The following is an 18,287-nucleotide window of genomic DNA, read 5'->3' on the forward strand; positions in this document are numbered from 1 at the left end:
AAAAATAATTTTACAGTTTGATTAACTAAACCTTATAATTTCCAGTTGTAAATCTAATAAATTTTTACACTAAAAAATCAAGAATCATCAATCCGTAAAGCTTATCGTTTAAGGAAAAATTAAATATTAGCACCCTTTTTTTATAATATGATAATCGTGTATTTTTAACACTTATTTGGTGAATGCTAATAATAATGCGGTTTAAGCAGATTTTAACAGAAAATAAGCGTAATTGTAACGTTTATGATTAAAATTGTTGAAAACTCAGAAAAAAAAATATCAGTAACGTTATTTTACAGCTATTTTTAAGCTCTTTTTGGCAATTCTAACCTTAATCTTCTGAGTATTTTCGATAAATTCCCCATCAATTTGAAAGGCGATTGGCTTTTTACATTTAATTATTGCTTGATCTGTAGCAATAGTTTCGGCGAAATCTGGGTTAAATTTTACATCTTCTCTTAACGTGCCTAAAATTTCAGTAATATCTAGGTTTTTAAAGATTATAATTTCAAATTTTCCATCATCGTGTTGCCCTTCAGGATTAATTTTGGCACCTGTACCATATTTTGTGCAATTGGCGATGGCCAGCATTATACCTTTATGGTGATAAACTTTACCAGCAACTTCAACTTCATATTCGTATGGATATTTACTTTTAATCAATGTAGGAATCGATTGCATTAAATAACCAAACTTACCACGGATGGAGGCCGCTTCATAATTTTTAATCAACTCGGCATTTAAACCAATATCACTTAAATGAAGGCATAATTCATCATTAATTTGTAAAACATCTAAACTGGTAAAATGATCGCCCAGAGCAACTTCAATTTGTTGTTTTCTTTTTTCAGGAATACCAAGGTTTAAAGCCAGTCCATTTGCAGATCCTCCAGGGAAAATAGCTATTGGCAGGTCTTTATGGAGTAAGGCTTCAGCAACAATTTTTACCGTACCATCACCGCCAACCACTAAAACGCGTTCTGGTTGAATTTGGTCGACTTCCTCTTTAATCTTTTTAATATCGTTTTTACCGGTAGTTTTAAAGAGATGAAACTCGCAGTTAATCTGTTCTACCGCAAGTTGCACTTCTGTAATAAGACCGTCTTTCTCTTCTCCTCCCGAAATTGGGTTTACGACCATTAAAATATTCCTAAAGTCTGCCATATCTGTATTATTGCGATTAAAATTAACTAATTTGAGCTAGTCTATTCTTTATAAAAAACTAAAAAATTTGAAACTTGACTTAAAACTTTATCGGGGCTATGCAAATGATCAGGAATTAGTGGTTTTTGGACATCTTTTTAAAAGCTGGGCACCCGATAAATATCGTTTAGATCGCAAGGGTATAAAACATACTTCGGCTATTATTCACAAGTTTAGGATTAAACCTTTATCTAATTACGAGATACATTTAGGCTTTAACGGAAAAGAATGGAAAACCAAAACCATGGAAGATGGTTATTTTAGATTTACAGTTCCGTTTGAAGAAAAATTAGAAAGCGGTTGGCATCCATACGAGGTGTTTGCAAAAATGGAAGGTAAATTTGGGATTATCGAAAAAGGAGAGCTATTAAAACCATACGATAGTCAGCTTGGTATTATTTCAGATATCGACGATACTTTTTTAATCTCTCACAGTAACAGCTTTTTTAAAAAGCTATATGTCATGCTATCCAAAAATGTTAATCGAAGAAAGGTCTTCGAAGATGTGGTAGATCATTACAAAGCATTAAGCAAGGCAGGACAGGATAGTGAGCACGCTTCAAATTCTTTTTTTTATGTTTCAAGTAGCGAATGGAATTTATATGACTTTATTGTAGAATTCGCCGATATGCACGATTTACCCAAAGCGGTAATTAAGCTGAAGAAAATAAAAACCGGAATTTCAGATTTTGTAAAAACGGGTAGGGGAAATCATGATCATAAATTCCAAAAGGTAAAAGATATCATTTCATTTTATCCAAATTTAGAATATGTTTTATTAGGGGACGATTCGCAGCAGGATGTGCACATTTATGAGCGTATTTGTAAAACCTATCCTGCCAATGTAAAATCGATTTATATTCGGCAAACCGGAAAAAAACAGAAAGAAGAAGTGCACCAGGTTTTAAGTAATATCGAAAGTTTAAATGTAAGTACCTGTTATTTTAAAGATAGCCAGCAGGCCATTACACATTCTAAAAAGCTGGAAATTATTTAAGCCGAAATAAGGAATTTCGATACACATTTTTTAAAGTGGAATCTTATCTTCGCATTCCGCTAAAATTTTTATTGTGAATTTAGATCAGTTTGTCATTAAAAAGCTTGGCCTTTCGGCTAAAAACGTTCAAAATACTATCAAATTACTTCAGGAAGATGCTACCGTGCCCTTTATTGCGCGTTATCGAAAGGAGCAAACCGGTAATTTAGATGAAACTCAAATTCAGCAAATTTTAGAAGAGCTTCAATATTTTAAAAATCTTGAAAAACGGAAGCAATCGATTCTGGAAGCTATAGAAAGTCAGGATGCGCTTACCAATCAATTAAAATCGAAGATCGAAAATGCTGAAAATCTTACTATTCTCGAAGATTTATACCTGCCATTTAAGAAAAAACGTAAAACCAAGGCCGATACCGCCAGAGAAAATGGATTAGAACCACTGGCCAAAATGATCATGGCGCAAAACTCGCCAGATATTTATGCTGCAGCATCAAAATTCGTTAAAAATGAGATCAATTCTGAAGCTGAAGCGCTGGAAGGGGCCAAGCATATTATTGCGGAATGGATTAACGAAAATCAGTTTGTGCGGAATCGTATTCGGCAGTTATATTCCAGAAAAGCTGAAATATCTTCAAAAGTGATAAAAGCAAAATCGACTGAAGAAGAAGCGCAAAAATTTCAGCAATATTTTGATTGGCAAGAATTTTTAAAGAGAATTCCGTCACATCGATTTTTAGCGATTTATAGAGGTGATAAAGAAGGAATTTTGAAGTTGAAGATTGAAGTCGATAAAGCCGAAGCACTAAAAATAATTACCGATTCAATTATCAAAAATCGACATTCAGCATCCGCCACTTTAATCGAAGAAGCTGCAACCGATGCCTTTTCGCGCTTATTAAAACCATCATTCTTCACCGAATTTTTAAATGAAACCAAGCTAAAAGCCGATGAAGAAGCGATAAAAGTTTTCTCACTGAATTTAGAACAGTTACTCATGGCACCACCTTTGGGTGAAAAACGAATTTTGGCGATTGATCCGGGATTTAAATCGGGTTGTAAAGTGGTGTGCCTGGATGAAAATGGGAAGTTAGAGCATAACGAAAATATTTATCCGCATCCACCACAAAAAGAGCATAGTCTTGCGGCTAAAAAAATCAAGTCATTAGTAAATGCTCATAAAATTGAAGCGATTTCCATCGGTAATGGAACCGCAAGCCGGGAAACCGACCAGTTTATAAAAGCAATTCCTTTTGATCGTGATGTCGAAGTGTATGTGGTGAACGAAGCCGGAGCTTCGGTATATTCCGCTTCAAAAGTGGCTCGGGAAGAATTTCCTAATTACGATATTACGGTTCGTGGCGCAGTTTCTATTGGTCGAAGGTTAAGTGATCCATTGGCAGAATTGGTGAAAATCGATCCAAAATCTATAGGAGTAGGGCAGTACCAACACGAAGTAGATCAAAATTTATTAAAACAACGCCTGGATACCACGGTGATGAGCACTGTTAATAAAATAGGCATCAACCTGAATACAGCGAGTAAAGAATTATTGTCTTATGTGAGTGGTTTAGGACCATCTTTAGCTGAAAATATTATAAAAACCAGAACTGAAAAAGGTGCTTTTCAATCTAGAAAAGAGTTATTGAAAGTTCCGCGTTTGGGGGCTAAGGCTTTTGAGCAGTCGGCCGGATTTTTAAGAATTAAGAATGCTAAAAATCCTTTGGATAATTCAGCCGTACATCCTGAAAGTTATACGATTGTCGAAAAAATGGCGAAAGATCTATCAGTAGAAATTTCAGATTTGATAGGTAATAAAAAAAGACTTCAGCAAATAAAATTAGAGCACTATATTACTGAAAATACAGGATTACCAACGTTAAAAGATATTTTAGCAGAATTGGAAAAACCTGGGGTAGATCCAAGAGAGAAAATTAGCATATTCTCTTTCGAAGAAAGCATACGCGAAATAACCGATTTGAAACCGGGAATGAAATTACCGGGATTAGTGAATAATATTACCAATTTTGGTTGTTTTGTGAATATTGGTTTAAAACAAAGCGGATTGGTACATATCTCGAAATTATCCAATACGTATGTTAGTGATGTCACTCAGATTGTCCGATTGAATCAGGAAGTTGAGGTTACTGTTTTAGAAGTTGATCTGGCTAGAAAAAGGATTCAGCTTTCGATGGTAGATTAAAACCAAAAAGACACTGCGATATGTTGGGTCTTTTTGGTTTGGATTTTTTTAATATCGTTTTATAGATTTAAATTATTCCTGATTTATCGAAATGTTCCCGATGGAAAGACCACAACGCTTTCGTGACCATTTTTTCCAACTGCAGAGACACCAAAGAAAAAATTATCTATTACGATTCCGTCCAAAGTAAATTCTGTAAGGTTCTTATCTATAAATCTAGAATGCTGCCATTGTGGAGCAGTGGTATCGCGCCAGTAGATCTTATAACCAGCAGCATCTTTTACTGCTTCCCATCTTAGTTTAGTATTAGCTTCTACAATTCCCCCAATTTCTACTTTTTTAGGAGCTGGTGGCGCCCAGGCAAGACTTGCCAGATTAATAGCATTTACGGCAGTCAGTTTTTTGGCATAATCAAAATTAACACCTTCGATCACGTCTCCATATTCGATTCCATTTTCAGTTCTTATATCCTGGTGTTGGCGATTATAATTTTCGTGAGCTTCCATAATACGTACACCGGCAAAACCAAGATCGTTGAAGGGGCGATGATGCCCGCCACGACCAAATCGGTCTAGACGATAAATCATCATAGGGTTCATTTCAGGCATATAAATTTGAGTGGTTTTATGAATATACCGTGCCAATTGCCGGGAAATACCATCTACCTCACCACCATAAAACCGTCGCATATTTCTTTCGTTTTCTGTTTCAATTGGAGGTACGGGTTCAGAAAAAATCCTGAAATCTCGATTACTAATTACACCGTCTACGCCTTCTATATTACCAATCATGTCATTGTTTAAAATGCCAATAATATCCCAGTTATTCTTTTTGGCATATTCAGCTAAACCTTTACCACCAAAAAGTCCCTGTTCTTCACCACTTAAACCTACATAAACAATGCTGTTTTCAAATTCATATTGCGAAAGGACCCGGGCAGCTTCCATAGTGCCTGCCATACCACTCGCATTATCATTGGCGCCGGGAGCATCAATTTTAAAGTCCATTGTATTACTGGCTCTGGAATCGATATCGCCACTCATTATAATATAGCGGTTTGGATATTTTGTTCCCTTCTGAATGGCAACTACATTAACGACCCAGGCATCTTTGGGAATTCTACTACCATCTTCCTTTGTTACAAAATCCTTTTGATAAAAAACGTCCATACAGTTGCAATCTGAAGCGATATTATCGAATTCAGATTTTATCCAGCGCCTGGCAGCACCAATTCCGCGTGTATCCGAAAGAGTATCGCTAAAAGTATTTCGAGTGCCAAAGCTTATTAGTTTTCTAATATCAGCTTCGATACTATCGGCTGATATTTTTGAAATGATATCATATATTTTGGCATCTGTTTCCTGTGCTACAATAGTTTTTCCAGAAAATGATAGTGCAGCAAACATTAATAAGCTAAGAGGTAATTTTTTCAACATAAATAAGATGGTTTTTGGATAGGTAATTTACATAAACTTTAAGTGTTTTTGCAAGTAGGTTAATAAGAACAGAAAAGCCCCGGTATAAACCGAGGCTTTTCGTATGCAATGAATCCTTTGTTTAGCTAGCTTTCATCTCGTGAATTTCAGCCTTAGCTTCATTTATTTTTTCTTCAGTTTTTGAATTAGAAAAACTTGCTTTGGTTTTAGCTTTTAGAGCATCGATTTTATGACCTACAGAATCTGAAAAATCTGTAACTCTACCTTTTGCTCCTTTATAATAGTTATCGCTGGTATCTGCAATTGCTTTTCTGGTATCTTTTCCTTTTTTAGGTGCAAATAATAATCCTGCAACAACACCTGCAGCAGCTCCTGATACTAGTCCTATTAAAATTTTTCCTCCTGATCTCATAGTTTAGTTTTTATAGTTCGTAAATTATTGTATCGTAAAATTACTTATATACAGGTTTATAGCCTTATTTATCGAGTTAATCTTGATATAAACTTTGTTGAGATTTCTCAATATTTTTAACAATTATAGCTTTTACAAACTCATTTACCTTATTAAAACCTTATTAAACTTTAATCTAAAAATGATCTAAGTATTTCTCGCACTCGTTTGGTGTCGTTAACATAGTAATTGGCGCTGGTTTTCTTTATACCTACTTTAACGGTGTAGGATTTGCTAGGTAATTCTTCAAACATATATTCATCTGTCCAATCGTCGCCAATAGCAAATATGAAATCATAGTTTTGACCTACCAGTTTTTTAGAGGAGGCTTTACCTTTATTTACACCACTACTTTTTATCTCTAAAACTTTATTTCCTGCTAAAACACTTAAACCACGATTAGAGACCAATCCTTTTAAGGTGTTAGAAAGTTCATTAGCTCTAATTTCTCCAAGTTCCGGGTCGGCTTTACGATAGTGCCAGGCCAGAGAATAATTTTTTTCTTCTAAAAATGTACCCGGGGTGCGATCTACAAAACTTTCGATTACCGGTCTTACGGCATCCATCCATTCATTTTTTACATTTTCAGATAATTCCCATTCGCAATTTTTTTGTCGCATCCATGCACCATGTTCAGAAATTAACTCGATAGAGGTTCCTTTCCACCATTCTCCAAGGGTTTCTTTATCACGACCACTAATAATTACCACATCTGTATTCTCCTGATTGTTAAGTTTTGTCACTAAATCAATAAGTTCTGGATCTGGTTTGGCATCCTCGGGTTTATCTACAAAATCGACCAACGTACCGTCATAGTCAAGAAATAGCACTCGTTTTTCAGAACTTTTATAATCTTCCACTAATTGCTCTGCTACTTTTGGAGATATTCTGATAGATTCAAATGCACGTCGATTGTCTTCTGTATTAATTAGCGCACTCATAAAATCTTTAGCCCATTTTTCAACATCATAGCGTTTTAAACGCTTCTGAAGAATTTTATTTCTTTCAATCTGCTCTTCCTTTGGCATATTGATGGCTTCTTTTAAAGTCAGTGCGATTTGCTCAAAATTATTCGGGTTAATAATTAGTGCTTCGTTCATTTCGTGAGCAGCCCCGGCCATTTCACTTAAAATTAATACTCCGGTATGATCTGTTCTTGTTGCGATGTATTCTTTAGCCACAAGATTCATCCCATCTCTAATAGGAGTAAGTAAGGCAATATCACAAGAAGTATAAAGGTCAATAAGATTATCAAAAGGCATAGAACGATAAAAGTACCAGATTGGCGTCCAGCTTACGGTAGAAAATTTACCATTAATGCGGCCTACTAATTCGTCGATCTCTCGTTTTAAACGTTGATATTGTGGTACATTAGATCGTGAGGGTACTGCCAGCATTACCAGGCGAACCTTTTCGATGAATTCCGGGAATTTTTCCAGAAAATATTCAAAGGCTCTAATTCTATTGGCAATACCTTTAGTATAGTCTAATCGATCAATACTAAGGATTAATTTAGCATCTGGTGTGGCCTCTAAGTGAAGGTCTAATCTTCGTTGTAATTCTGATTGTTCGTCTTCGCTTCCGCGGAAATGATTTAACGCAGCCTCTTCAAATTTTTTGTAATCGATTCCCATTGGGAATGAATCTACCTTCACGATTCTTTCAGGTAGGGTAATTTCATTGAAATCTACCTGATGTCTTAAAATACGACTCACCGAACTTAAAAAGTGACGTTCGTAATCGTAGGTGTGAAATCCAATAAGATCTGCGCCTAACATTCCTTCTAAAACAGATTCGCGCCATGGTAGTGTTCTAAAAACTTCGTAAGAAGGAAAAGGAATATGATTAAAAAAGCCAATAATAGCTTCTGGTTCTTCGTCCCTAATTAATTTAGGTACTAGTAATAACTGGTAATCATGCACCCAAACCCGATCTCCTTCTTCATAATATTTCAGGACTTCTTTTGCGTATTTTATATTTACCTGTTTATAGGTTTCCCAAAAATTATATTCAGCTTCAGTATATTCCATAAAATAATGGAATAAAGGCCAAATAGTACGATTACTAAAGCCATAATAAAAGCCGTCAACTTCTTCTTCAGTTAAATTAACGGCTACACAATCTTCAGCTTTCGCTTTTTCTTTTACTTCATCCTCAAGATGATCTGGAATTTCTTCTTCGGTTAAACCACTCCACCCAATCCAAATACTGTCTCCATCCTTATGGAAAGATTTGAGTCCTGTGGCCAATCCACCAACACTTGGGGTGACTCGAAGTTTATCGTCTTCTAGAGCTATTTTAAGGGGTAGACGGTTAGAAATAATGATAGTTTTACTCATAATTATATGCTAATGCTGTTGTTGCCAATTTGAATTTTACTAAATTTCGGGAATTCATTTTAGAATACCATTCTTTTAAAAGAAATTTAAGATATATGGACAATTTAGATTACGGAATAATCGGGAATTGTAGGAGTTGTGCGCTTGTATCCAAAACAGGATCTTTAGATTGGTGCTGTTTACCAGCATTTGATTCGGCTGCTGTATTCGCAAAAATTCTGGACGAGGAACAAGGCGGTAGCTTTGAGTTTAAAGTTAGTGATGATTACAATATTTCGCAAGAATACCTTTGGGAAACCAATATATTATCTACGGTTTTCGATAATGGTGAAGATGCATTTCAGCTTATCGATTTTATGCCCAGATACCCAAGAGACGACGGTTCTTATTACTCACCACCAGATATTATTCGGTTTTTAAGACTTTTAAAGGGGAAACCTAAATTTAAGGTAATTTATAACCCAAGACTAGACTTTGCAAGGGAAGAAACACATAACGAGAATAAAGGGAATTATATTAAAAGTTATACAATAGAAGGTAAATACGATTCGCTTTTTTTCTATTCTAATCTCGATCTGGATGATATTCTTCAGCAAAGAGAAATTACGCTTACCGGTAACGCATATTGTTTGGTAGGCTATCATGAAAAATTGATCACACAGTCTTTAGACCGTTCTTATTTAAAATTCCAGAGAACAAAAACCTATTGGATGAACTGGAGCGAGAAAACTACACGATATTCTCATTACAGTAATGAGATTATGCGTAGTGCCCTGGTTTTAAAACTGCTTAGTTATAAAAAATCTGGGGCCGTACTTGCTGCGGCCACAACCTCTTTGCCAGAAACTATAGGTGAGGAGCGAAACTGGGATTATCGTTTCTGCTGGATTCGTGATGCCTCAATGGTAATAAAAGTAATGGCAGGTCTTGGTCATGTAAAATCTGCCCGCGAATTTTTACAGTTCATTATCGATATTATTCCAGATAAGGATGAGAAAATTCAAATTATGTATGGTATTGATGGGCAAAAGGAGCTTACCGAACATATTTTAGATCATTTAAGTGGCTATAAAGGATCTTACCCGGTTAGAACAGGAAATGCTGCTTATATCCAAAAACAAAATGATATCTACGGAATTTTGATGGAAGTAATTTATCAGCAATTCCTTCAATTTGAAACTTCACTGGAAAATAGTGAAGAACTCTGGACGGTGGTTCGTGGTATCGTTATGATTGTTGAAGAAAACTGGCAAAAACCAGATAAAGGTATTTGGGAATTAAGAACTGAAGACCGCCATTTTGTATTTTCTAAATTATTATGTTGGGTAGCGGTAGATCGTGCTATAAAAATAGGTGAGGTGCTAAGAATGGGAATTAATGATACCCACTGGAAAACTCTTAGAGCCGAAATCTATGATGATATTTATAACAATGGCTGGAACGAGGAGAAACAAGCTTATACGCAGTCTTATGGTTCGCCAGATCTTGATGCCAGTACTTTGTTAATGGAATCTTATGGATTTATAGATGCTAAAGATCCACGTTTTGTAAGTACGGTGAAAGCGACCGAGGAAGAATTATGTAACGACGGATTAATGTATCGTTATAAGAATAAAGATGATTTTGGATTACCTTCTTCTTCCTTTACCATCTGTACATTTTGGTTAATTAACAGTCTTTATAAAATTGGGGAAGAAGAAAAATCTAAAGCCCTTTTTGAACAATTATTGTCTTACAGTAATCACCTGGGATTATTTAGTGAAGATATCGATTTTAAAACCAAACGATTATTAGGGAATTTTCCACAGGCTTATTCGCATTTAGCCTTGATAGAAACGGCTGCAAACTTTAGTAAAGGACATGCTTCTGAAGAAAATGCTTTTAGTGGTTTTTAAATAGAATTATTTATTAAACAGAAAATCCCTAGGCCAAGCTTAGGGATTTTTTGTTTCTTTTTTTCTGATATTTTTTATTCAGTTTATTTATTTTTTGTTGATGGATCTTTTTCAGGTGAAATTGTTTCTGAAGGATTTTGATCTTGTTGTGGTAATACAAGTCTGGTTTTAGGTAAACTTTGCGGATAATTTTCCCGAATAAAATCAATAATTTTTTCCCGAATATACACCCGAAGATCCCAGGCAGTAGGAGAATCTTTAGCACTTACCAAAATTCTTATTTGTACAGATTTTTCAGTCGCATCGGTCACCTGAAGCACATTTACCTGCTTATCCCAAAGAGGAGAACCTTCTAAAAGCCGAGTTAATTCTGCTCTAATTGCATCAAAAGAAACCTCATAATCGGTATACAAAAAAACAGTTCCCATAATGTCAGCCGATTTTCTCGTCCAGTTCTGAAAGGTATTTTCAATAAAATAAGTAGAAGGAACAACCAATCGTCGTTTATCCCATATTTTTACCACTACGTAGGTTAAGGTAATTTCTTCAATCCAACCCCATTCGCCTTCAACAATGACGGCGTCCTGTAAACGGATGGGTTGTGTGATCGCAATCTGTATACCTGCCAAAAGCGTTCCTATAGCTTTTTGTGCCGCTAAACCAACGATAATTCCCGCAATTCCGGCTGAGGTAAGTAAGCTTAAGCCAATTTGCCGAATACTTTCAAAGCTCATTAAGCAAATTCCTATGGCTAAGAGAATTAAAATAAAGATGATAATATTTTCCAGAATGGTGAATTGTGTATAAACTTTTCTGGCTTTAAGGTTATTATCCGTATTTACGTCATATTTCTTCAAAAGCCGTTCTTTAAATACCTTTAGAAATACGATTAAAAACCAGGTGAAACTTATAATAATTCCAATGGTACTGGAATGCTTTACCAAATTGATTAATTCTTGATTAGAAAACACTTTTTGAAAAAGACAAACCTTAAGAAATAATGAAACCAGGAATATTAGTAAAGGAATTCGTAGTCGGCCTGCAAGATTAACCGGAAGGATATTTTTAGGATCTTTTCCTATTTTTTTGATAATAAAAAAAGCTATTGCAAATACAATTACGACGGCTAGAATTCCTATAATTAAATATGAAGTGTTTAATGCCTCATCTGTTAGTACGCTTTGGGCCATTTTGTTTGGTTTTGTTCTTAATTTATATAAAGTGAATGAAACCAGGCTTCTAGTTAATTTTATTTTAACTGAAAAGGTTTTCGTACTATACAGGTGATTTTATTGTTTATTAGGAGCGGCCATTAGAGGGAAACTCTTGAACTCTCACTCTTGAAGTGGCTAAATAAAGTCCATCCTCCAAATTACTAATGTAACTTACCATTTCTTCGCGAAGTTCACAGTGCAGATCCCAGGTAGTCGAAGCATCTGTAGAACTGCAAAGAAACCTAATTTCAATAGCTTTTTCTGTACTTTCTACAACTTGTACTACAGGAGGTTTATTTTTGTCCCAGCTTTCTTTAGTTTCTAAAATTTCTTCGAATTTTTTTCTAAGCTTTTTTACATCAATCCTATAATCGGCGTAGATACTAATTGGCCGTATTTGATGTGCAGAGGTCATCGACCAGTTTTCAAAAGTATTCGAGATAACATACTTAAGTGGCACAACCAGACGGCGCCAATCCCAGGTTCTTACCACCATATAAGTAAAGCGAATATCTTCTACATATCCCCAGTCATCATCAATGATTACAGTGTCTCCAATTCTTGCTGGTTTGGTAATTGCAATTTGTATTCCCGCTATGATATTTCCTAAGGTGCTTTGAGCGGCAATCCCTAATATTACCGTTGCTACTCCGGCAGAAGCTAACAAAGAAATTCCTAGTTTTTCTAAAGATCGAAATTGAGATAAAATTACCGACGCACCAATAATAATCACTAAAAAAGTTACAATTCTTCTAGCAACAGAAACGTAGGTAAGCATTTTTCGAGCTTCAGAATTTTCTTCAGCACTGGTATCACCTATTTTATTCTCTGCAACATAGAGCATAAAATAATCTACCATCCTCATAAAAAACCAGGTAATCGATCCTATAACAACTATTAACAAAATAGCATATAATGTAGTCGCAAATGGTCCCGCAAAAGAAATTAAATTATTGAGTAGAAGATAAAAAGATAAAACACCAATAGTAACACCGGCCGGAGTGGTTAATTTTCCAGCTATGTTTTTGATCCATCTTTTTTCAGACTTCATTAAAAATTTTCTAAGGTAGAAAGAAAAAAGTTTTCCGATATAATAACAAAGCAATATAAGAAGGAGCGCACCTGCAAACTTCCAGACTGGCATACTCCAAAGTTTTATCCTTGCCCAATCGGGCATCATTCGATCTAATTTTCTTGGGCCATAAACTTTGTATAGTTCATCTATATTTTCAACCGTATTTGGAGATATTAGCCAAAATGCGCCGTAATCTTTATATTTCACCCGTTGTAGTCTAAACACATAATCTATACCATCTAGATCCACTTCACCAAAAACTATACTTCTACGCGGATTTCCAGCTACAGCCTGATTGGTATTGGTCTGAATGTCAATTTGTCCATCGGGTCTATCAGGAAGATCATCCCAGTTTAATTTAACCCGTTGATTAATTACGAAATAGAGTTTTTCAGCTAATAACGCAGCATCTTCATGAGATAAATTAGATGGTAAAAGGTTTAAATTTAAAGCGTATGCAGCACTTTTGTAATCATTTTGCCGTGCGTTTAGTATAAAGTGTTCTAGAGTGGCCTGTGGCGTTTGAAAATTAACGTTATTTGGAGGTAAACCTATACTTTCATTTAACCTATTGATGATATAATAAGCTTCGTTATATTCTTCGATAGCATTAGGCCTAAACTTACCTTTATTCTTTATAATAGCTTCTTTAGAAGGAAGTTTTCTGTTTTGTTCATTACCAGAACTATCTGCTACAGGACTCTGTGCTAAAGAAATATTCCACGAAAGCACACAAATAATAAAAAGGGAAAAATATTTATATGACATAAAGCCAATGTACCCTAATTAGTATTAGAAAAATACTAGTGATTAGTTAATGTGATGAAAATAAATGTGAATTTTTAAATAGATTTCGTTAAATTTTTAAAATATACCTATATTTCAACTTATTACATACAAATGAAACACCTTCTTTGCCTTCAATTTTTTCTTATACTTTCTAGTTTTGCTAATTCACAGCAGCATTCACCCGTAAGGGAAGGAGCAACACCTCTATTAATTTCAGATCAATTTGAATTTACCGAAGGCCCGGCTTCAGACAAACAGGGAAATGTTTATTTTACAGATCAGCCTAATAACCGAATCTTAAAATGGAATGCATCCACAGATTCCATTAGCGTATTTATGGAAAATTCGGGGCGTGCTAACGGATTGTTTTTTGATAATGATGAAAATCTCTGGGCCTGTGCCGATGAAAATTTTCAGCTATGGAAGATAAGTCCAGATAAAGAAGTTAGCGTTGTCTTAGACGGTTACGAAAACAAGGCATTTAATGGTCCTAATGATTTATGGATGGATGAAAAGGGCGGTTTTTACTTTACAGATCCTTACTATCAAAGAGAATACTGGGAAAGGAAATCTCCTGAGATGGAGAAAAGAAAAGTGTATTACCTGAGTCCTGATCATAAAGCCGTAACCCCCGTGGCAGAAGGTTTTGTACTTCCAAATGGAATTATAGGTTCTTCTAAAGATCAGGTTTTATATGTTTCAGATGTTTCAAAAGAAAAAGTGTATAAGTATCAAATACAGGATAACGGTACCCTAACCGATAAAGAGCTTTTTGCTGATATGGGATCTGATGGAATGACCTTAGATAATGAAGGGAATGTCTACCTCACCGGAGACGGCGTAACGATATTTGATAAAAACGGGAATAAAATCGATCATATTCAAATTGATAAAGATTGGACCGCTAATGTTACTTTTGGTGGAGCCAATGAAGATATTTTGTTTATTACCGCTTCCGATGCGGTTTATAAGCTTCCAATGAGAACACACGGGATTCGATGGAATCATTAAATAAAAGAGGCTGTCTAAAAACGTCATTCTGAATCTGCCTATCGGCAGACAGGTTCATTTCAGAATCTCATCATATTGATATTCAATCTTTATGAGAACCTGAAACAATTCCGATAGCTATCGGAACAGGTTGACGAAAATTTACTTTTAGACATTTAATCTCGATTATCAATAAAAAAAGAGGCTACCTTGCTTAACGGTAGCCTCCAACTTCACTTAAACCAGAAAATACTCAAAAACAATACTTATTTTCAGCGATTAACTTATCGGCAATTTCAGTTCTTAATTTTACTACATTCGGGAAGTTATCGTATTTGGTGAAACGCTTTAATCCCATTAACATCATTCGTAGCTCGTCTCCTTCAGCGAAAGAAATAATTCCTTCTTTGGCTTTGGCGTTGATTTTTTCAACGGCATTATAAAGGTAAAGCTGAGACATTGCTATTTGTTCTTTTTGGGTATCTTCCCCAAAACGTTTCGCGTTTTTTTCGGTTCTTAAAATAGCCGATTCTGCCATATATACTTCAATTAGAATATCTGAAGCAGCCAATAATAATTGCTGATGTTCTTCTAGCTGTGGTCCAAATTTCTGAACAGCACTACCGGCAACCATTAAGAATACTTTTTTCAGCTTTTTGATCATTTCTTTTTCTTCTGCGAATAATTCAGAATAATCGGGTTTGTCAAAAGACGGAATTCCCATTAATTCTTCTCCTACCGCTTGTGCAGGCCCTAAAAGATCTACGTGACCTTTCATCGCTTTTTTTACGAGCATACCTACCGAAAGCATTCGGTTAATTTCGTTGGTTCCTTCATAAATTCTGGAAATACGAGCGTCTCTCCAAGCAGCTTCCATCGGCGTATCGGCAGAGAAGCCCATTCCACCAAAAACCTGAATTCCTTCGTCAGAGCAATTCTGAATATCTTCTGAACAAGCAACTTTCAAAATTGAACATTCTATCGCATATTCTTCCACACCTTTTAATTCGGCTTCAGAATGCGAGTTTCCACTTTCCAGACGAATATTGATTCGGTCTTCAATATTTTTAGCCGCACGGTACGAAGCAGATTCACCCACATAAGCAGAAGTGGCCATTTCGGCTAACTTTTGCTTAATTGCTCCAAATTGTGCGATTGGCGTTTTAAACTGCACTCTTTCGTTGGCATACTTTACCGCATTTTCAGTCACACGACGTTGTGCGTCTAAACAGGCTGCAGCCAGTTTAATTCGCCCAATATTTAACGCGTTCATTGCAATTTTAAAACCTTCGCCACGACCAGCCAACATATTTTCTACCGGAACTTTGGTTTCGTTAAAGAATACCTGACGGGTAGAGGAGGAGTGGATCCCTAATTTCTTTTCTTCTTCCCCAAAAGAGATTCCGTTTTCTTTATCGTTTTCTACGATAAACCCGGTGATGTTTTTATCATCTTCTACACGAGCAAAAACGATAAATACATTCGCAAAACCAGCGTTTGAGATCCACATTTTCTGTCCGCTAATGCTGTAGTATTTTCCGTCTTCAGAAAGTACGGCTTTGGTTTTTCCTGAATTGGCATCACTACCTGCGCCCGGTTCAGTTAAACAATACGCGCCAAACCATTCGCCGGTGGCTAATTTAGGCACGTATTTTTTCTTTTGCTCTTCGGTTCCGTAAAGCGTGATGGGCATTGTTCCAATCCCGGTATGCGCTCCAAAAGCGGTAGCGATAGATCCGGTAGCTCCAGAAATGTAGTCACAAACTAGCATTGTAGAAACAAATCCCATCCCAAGTCCGTCATACTCTTCGGGTATGGCAACGCCAAGAAAACCAAGTTCCCCGGCTTTTTGCATAATTTCTTCGGTAAGTGCGTAATCTTTTTTCTCGAATCGTTCTTTGTGCGGAACGATCTCACGATCTACAAATTCTTTTACAGAATCACGCATCATCTTTTGCTCCTCGTTAAAATCTTCAGGAGTAAAAACGTCGTCGCAGCTGGTTTCTTTTACTAAGAATTGACCACCTCTTAATATTTCTTTATCTGTTTTAGCTTCCATTTTTATTATTTTGAATTTTGAATTATAAATTTTGAATGCTTATAATTCAATAGTGTTAGACATTGTTTTTTGCTGTAATTATGATTTTTGTAATGATATTGATAATATGATTTACTTCCTTTATCTCATCTAAAACATTGAGAGTTGTTAGCTCAGAATTATTCAGTAATCGTAACCAATATTTAGTTTCTCTAGCTTCTTTTGAAGCGATAGACATTTTATTTATAAAATCTCTTTTGGATTGAGCAGCCGTGGCTTCTTCAACATTGGTTCCAATACTTGTTCCTGATTTTACAAGCTGTTTTGAAATAATGAACTCTTTATCTTCCTGAAGTTTTTTGAATAGGGAAATAATACTTAGAGAGAAATTGAAAGTTTTATCGATAATTATATTTTCTGTTTTCAAATTTCTCCCAATTCTAATTCAACATTTAGCATTCAAAATTCATAATCAAAATACCTCATAAACCCCTGCGGCACCTTGTCCCGTTCCTACGCACATTGTTACCATCGCGTATTTGTTGTTCAGGTTTCGTTTGCGCATTTCATCAAATATCTGAACGGATAGTTTGGCTCCGGTACAACCCAGCGGGTGACCCATTGAAATCGCACCACCGTTTACATTCACGATATCTTTGTTTAATCCTAATTCACGAATCACGGCTAAAGACTGAGAAGCAAAGGCTTCATTCAATTCGATTAATGAAATATCGTCTTGTTTTAATCCGGCTTGTTTTATTGCTTTTGGAATGGCTTTTACCGGTCCAATTCCCATAATTCTTGGTTCTACACCAACAGCGGTGTAACTTACCATTCGGGCAATGGGTTCAAGGTTGAGTTCTTTTACCATTTCTTCGCTCATCACCATTACAAAAGCAGCACCGTCACTCATTTGCGAAGAGTTTCCGGCAGTGACACTTCCGCCTTCGGCAAAAACAGGTCGGAGTTTGTTCAAAACGGCTTCCGAAGTATCTTTTCGTGGTCCCTCATCTTTATTAACCGTATAGCTTTTGGTTTTCTTTTTTCCGTCTGCATCTACATAAGTCTCATCTATCGTGATCGGAACGATCTGATCCTGAAAACGATCTTCCGCCTGAGCTTTAATGGCTTTTTGATGCGAATTGTAAGCAAATTCATCCTGATCTTCCCGAGAAACTTTATACTGATTGGCCACCGCTTCGGCAGTTAATCCCATTCCCCAGTAATAATCTTCGTGACCTTCTTTCGCGAGTTTATAATCGGGAACCGGTTTGTAACCACCCATCGGGATGTAGCTCATACTTTCCGCGCCACCAGCGATAATACAGTCGGCCATTCCACTCTGAATTTTAGCGGAAGCAATGGCAATGGTTTCCAATCCGGAAGCGCAATAGCGGTTTACCGTCATTCCCGGTACGTCTTCGGTTTTTAATCCCATTAAAGAAATTAACCGACCTACGTTTAAACCTTGCTCAGCTTCGGGCATTGCATTCCCAACGATCACATCGTCGATACGATTTTTATCAAAATCCGGAAGTTTATCCATCATATATTCGATGGTTTCGGCTGCCAGTTCATCTGGTCTTTTAAATCTGAACACGCCTCGGGGTGCTTTCCCCACCGCGGTTCTATATGCTTTTACTATGTATGCTGTTTTCAT

General features: G+C 36.1%; 13 protein-coding genes. 4 read left to right on the top strand and 9 right to left on the bottom strand.

Annotated elements, in window-relative coordinates; genetic code table 11:
- Positions 1 to 288: 288 nt before the first annotated feature.
- Positions 289 to 1,164, bottom strand: coding sequence for a diacylglycerol/lipid kinase family protein (locus L1967_RS03205; RefSeq protein WP_249600278.1), 876 nt, complete (start codon positions 1,162 to 1,164; stop codon positions 289 to 291).
- 67 nt (positions 1,165 to 1,231) lie between these two features.
- On the opposite strand from L1967_RS03205, the gene L1967_RS03210 reads away from it, so the two are divergent.
- Both L1967_RS03210 and L1967_RS03215 read left to right on the top strand, forming a co-directional pair.
- Positions 1,232 to 2,200 carry an App1 family protein gene (locus tag L1967_RS03210; protein ID WP_249600279.1) on the top strand — a complete coding sequence of 323 codons (969 nt, stop codon included), beginning with the start codon at positions 1,232 to 1,234 and terminating at the stop codon, positions 2,198 to 2,200.
- A gap of 73 nt (positions 2,201 to 2,273) precedes the next feature.
- Positions 2,274 to 4,400, top strand: coding sequence for a Tex family protein (locus L1967_RS03215; protein WP_249600280.1), 2,127 nt, complete (start codon positions 2,274 to 2,276; stop codon positions 4,398 to 4,400).
- 83 nt (positions 4,401 to 4,483) lie between these two features.
- Here L1967_RS03215 and L1967_RS03220 read toward each other — a convergent pair whose 3' ends face one another.
- From L1967_RS03220 to L1967_RS03230, 3 genes are all read right to left on the bottom strand, one after another.
- On the bottom strand, positions 4,484 to 5,836 hold the full coding sequence (locus L1967_RS03220; RefSeq protein ID WP_249600281.1) for a M28 family metallopeptidase: 1,353 nt from the start codon (positions 5,834 to 5,836) through the stop codon (positions 4,484 to 4,486).
- Positions 5,837 to 5,957: 121 nt separating this feature from the next.
- A complete protein-coding gene (locus tag L1967_RS03225) occupies positions 5,958 to 6,248 on the bottom strand; it encodes a YtxH domain-containing protein (protein ID WP_249600282.1) in 291 nt (96 codons plus the stop codon).
- Positions 6,249 to 6,418: 170 nt separating this feature from the next.
- Entirely contained in the window at positions 6,419 to 8,626 is a 2,208-nt protein-coding gene (locus L1967_RS03230) for a bifunctional alpha,alpha-trehalose-phosphate synthase (UDP-forming)/trehalose-phosphatase (RefSeq protein ID WP_249600283.1), read from the bottom strand.
- Between the two features lie 95 nt (positions 8,627 to 8,721).
- Here L1967_RS03230 and L1967_RS03235 point away from each other — a divergent pair, with 95 nt between their 5' ends.
- Positions 8,722 to 10,521, top strand: coding sequence for a glycoside hydrolase family 15 protein (locus L1967_RS03235; RefSeq protein ID WP_249600284.1), 1,800 nt, complete (start codon positions 8,722 to 8,724; stop codon positions 10,519 to 10,521).
- An 83-nt stretch (positions 10,522 to 10,604) separates the two neighbouring features.
- Here L1967_RS03235 and L1967_RS03240 read toward each other — a convergent pair whose 3' ends face one another.
- Positions 10,605 to 11,711: a mechanosensitive ion channel family protein gene (locus L1967_RS03240; RefSeq protein ID WP_249600285.1), complete on the bottom strand. Its 1,107-nt coding sequence runs from the start codon at positions 11,709 to 11,711 to the stop codon at positions 10,605 to 10,607.
- Positions 11,712 to 11,820: 109 nt separating this feature from the next.
- Entirely contained in the window at positions 11,821 to 13,578 is a 1,758-nt protein-coding gene (locus tag L1967_RS03245) for a mechanosensitive ion channel family protein (RefSeq protein ID WP_249600286.1), read from the bottom strand.
- 132 nt (positions 13,579 to 13,710) lie between these two features.
- Here L1967_RS03245 and L1967_RS03250 point away from each other — a divergent pair, with 132 nt between their 5' ends.
- Positions 13,711 to 14,610 (top strand): SMP-30/gluconolactonase/LRE family protein, encoded by a 900-nt coding sequence (locus L1967_RS03250; RefSeq protein WP_249600287.1) that lies wholly within the window; start codon positions 13,711 to 13,713, stop codon positions 14,608 to 14,610.
- Between the two features lie 232 nt (positions 14,611 to 14,842).
- On the opposite strand, the gene L1967_RS03255 is transcribed toward L1967_RS03250, so the two are convergent.
- Genes L1967_RS03255 through L1967_RS03265 form a run of 3 tightly spaced genes read right to left on the bottom strand, consistent with a single transcriptional unit; the run spans position 14,843 to position 18,287 of the window.
- Positions 14,843 to 16,648 (bottom strand): acyl-CoA dehydrogenase family protein, encoded by a 1,806-nt coding sequence (locus tag L1967_RS03255; protein WP_249600288.1) that lies wholly within the window; start codon positions 16,646 to 16,648, stop codon positions 14,843 to 14,845.
- Between the two features lie 55 nt (positions 16,649 to 16,703).
- The gene (locus L1967_RS03260) at positions 16,704 to 17,054 is read right to left on the bottom strand and encodes a four helix bundle protein (RefSeq protein ID WP_249600289.1); all 351 of its coding nucleotides are present in this window, start codon (positions 17,052 to 17,054) and stop codon (positions 16,704 to 16,706) included.
- Positions 17,055 to 17,099: 45 nt separating this feature from the next.
- Complete coding sequence (locus L1967_RS03265; protein ID WP_249600290.1) at positions 17,100 to 18,287, bottom strand: acetyl-CoA C-acyltransferase; 1,188 nt, start codon at positions 18,285 to 18,287, stop codon at positions 17,100 to 17,102.

The sequence above is a fragment of the Zunongwangia pacifica genome (assembly GCF_023499215.1).
Taxonomy (GTDB): domain Bacteria; phylum Bacteroidota; class Bacteroidia; order Flavobacteriales; family Flavobacteriaceae; genus Zunongwangia; species Zunongwangia pacifica.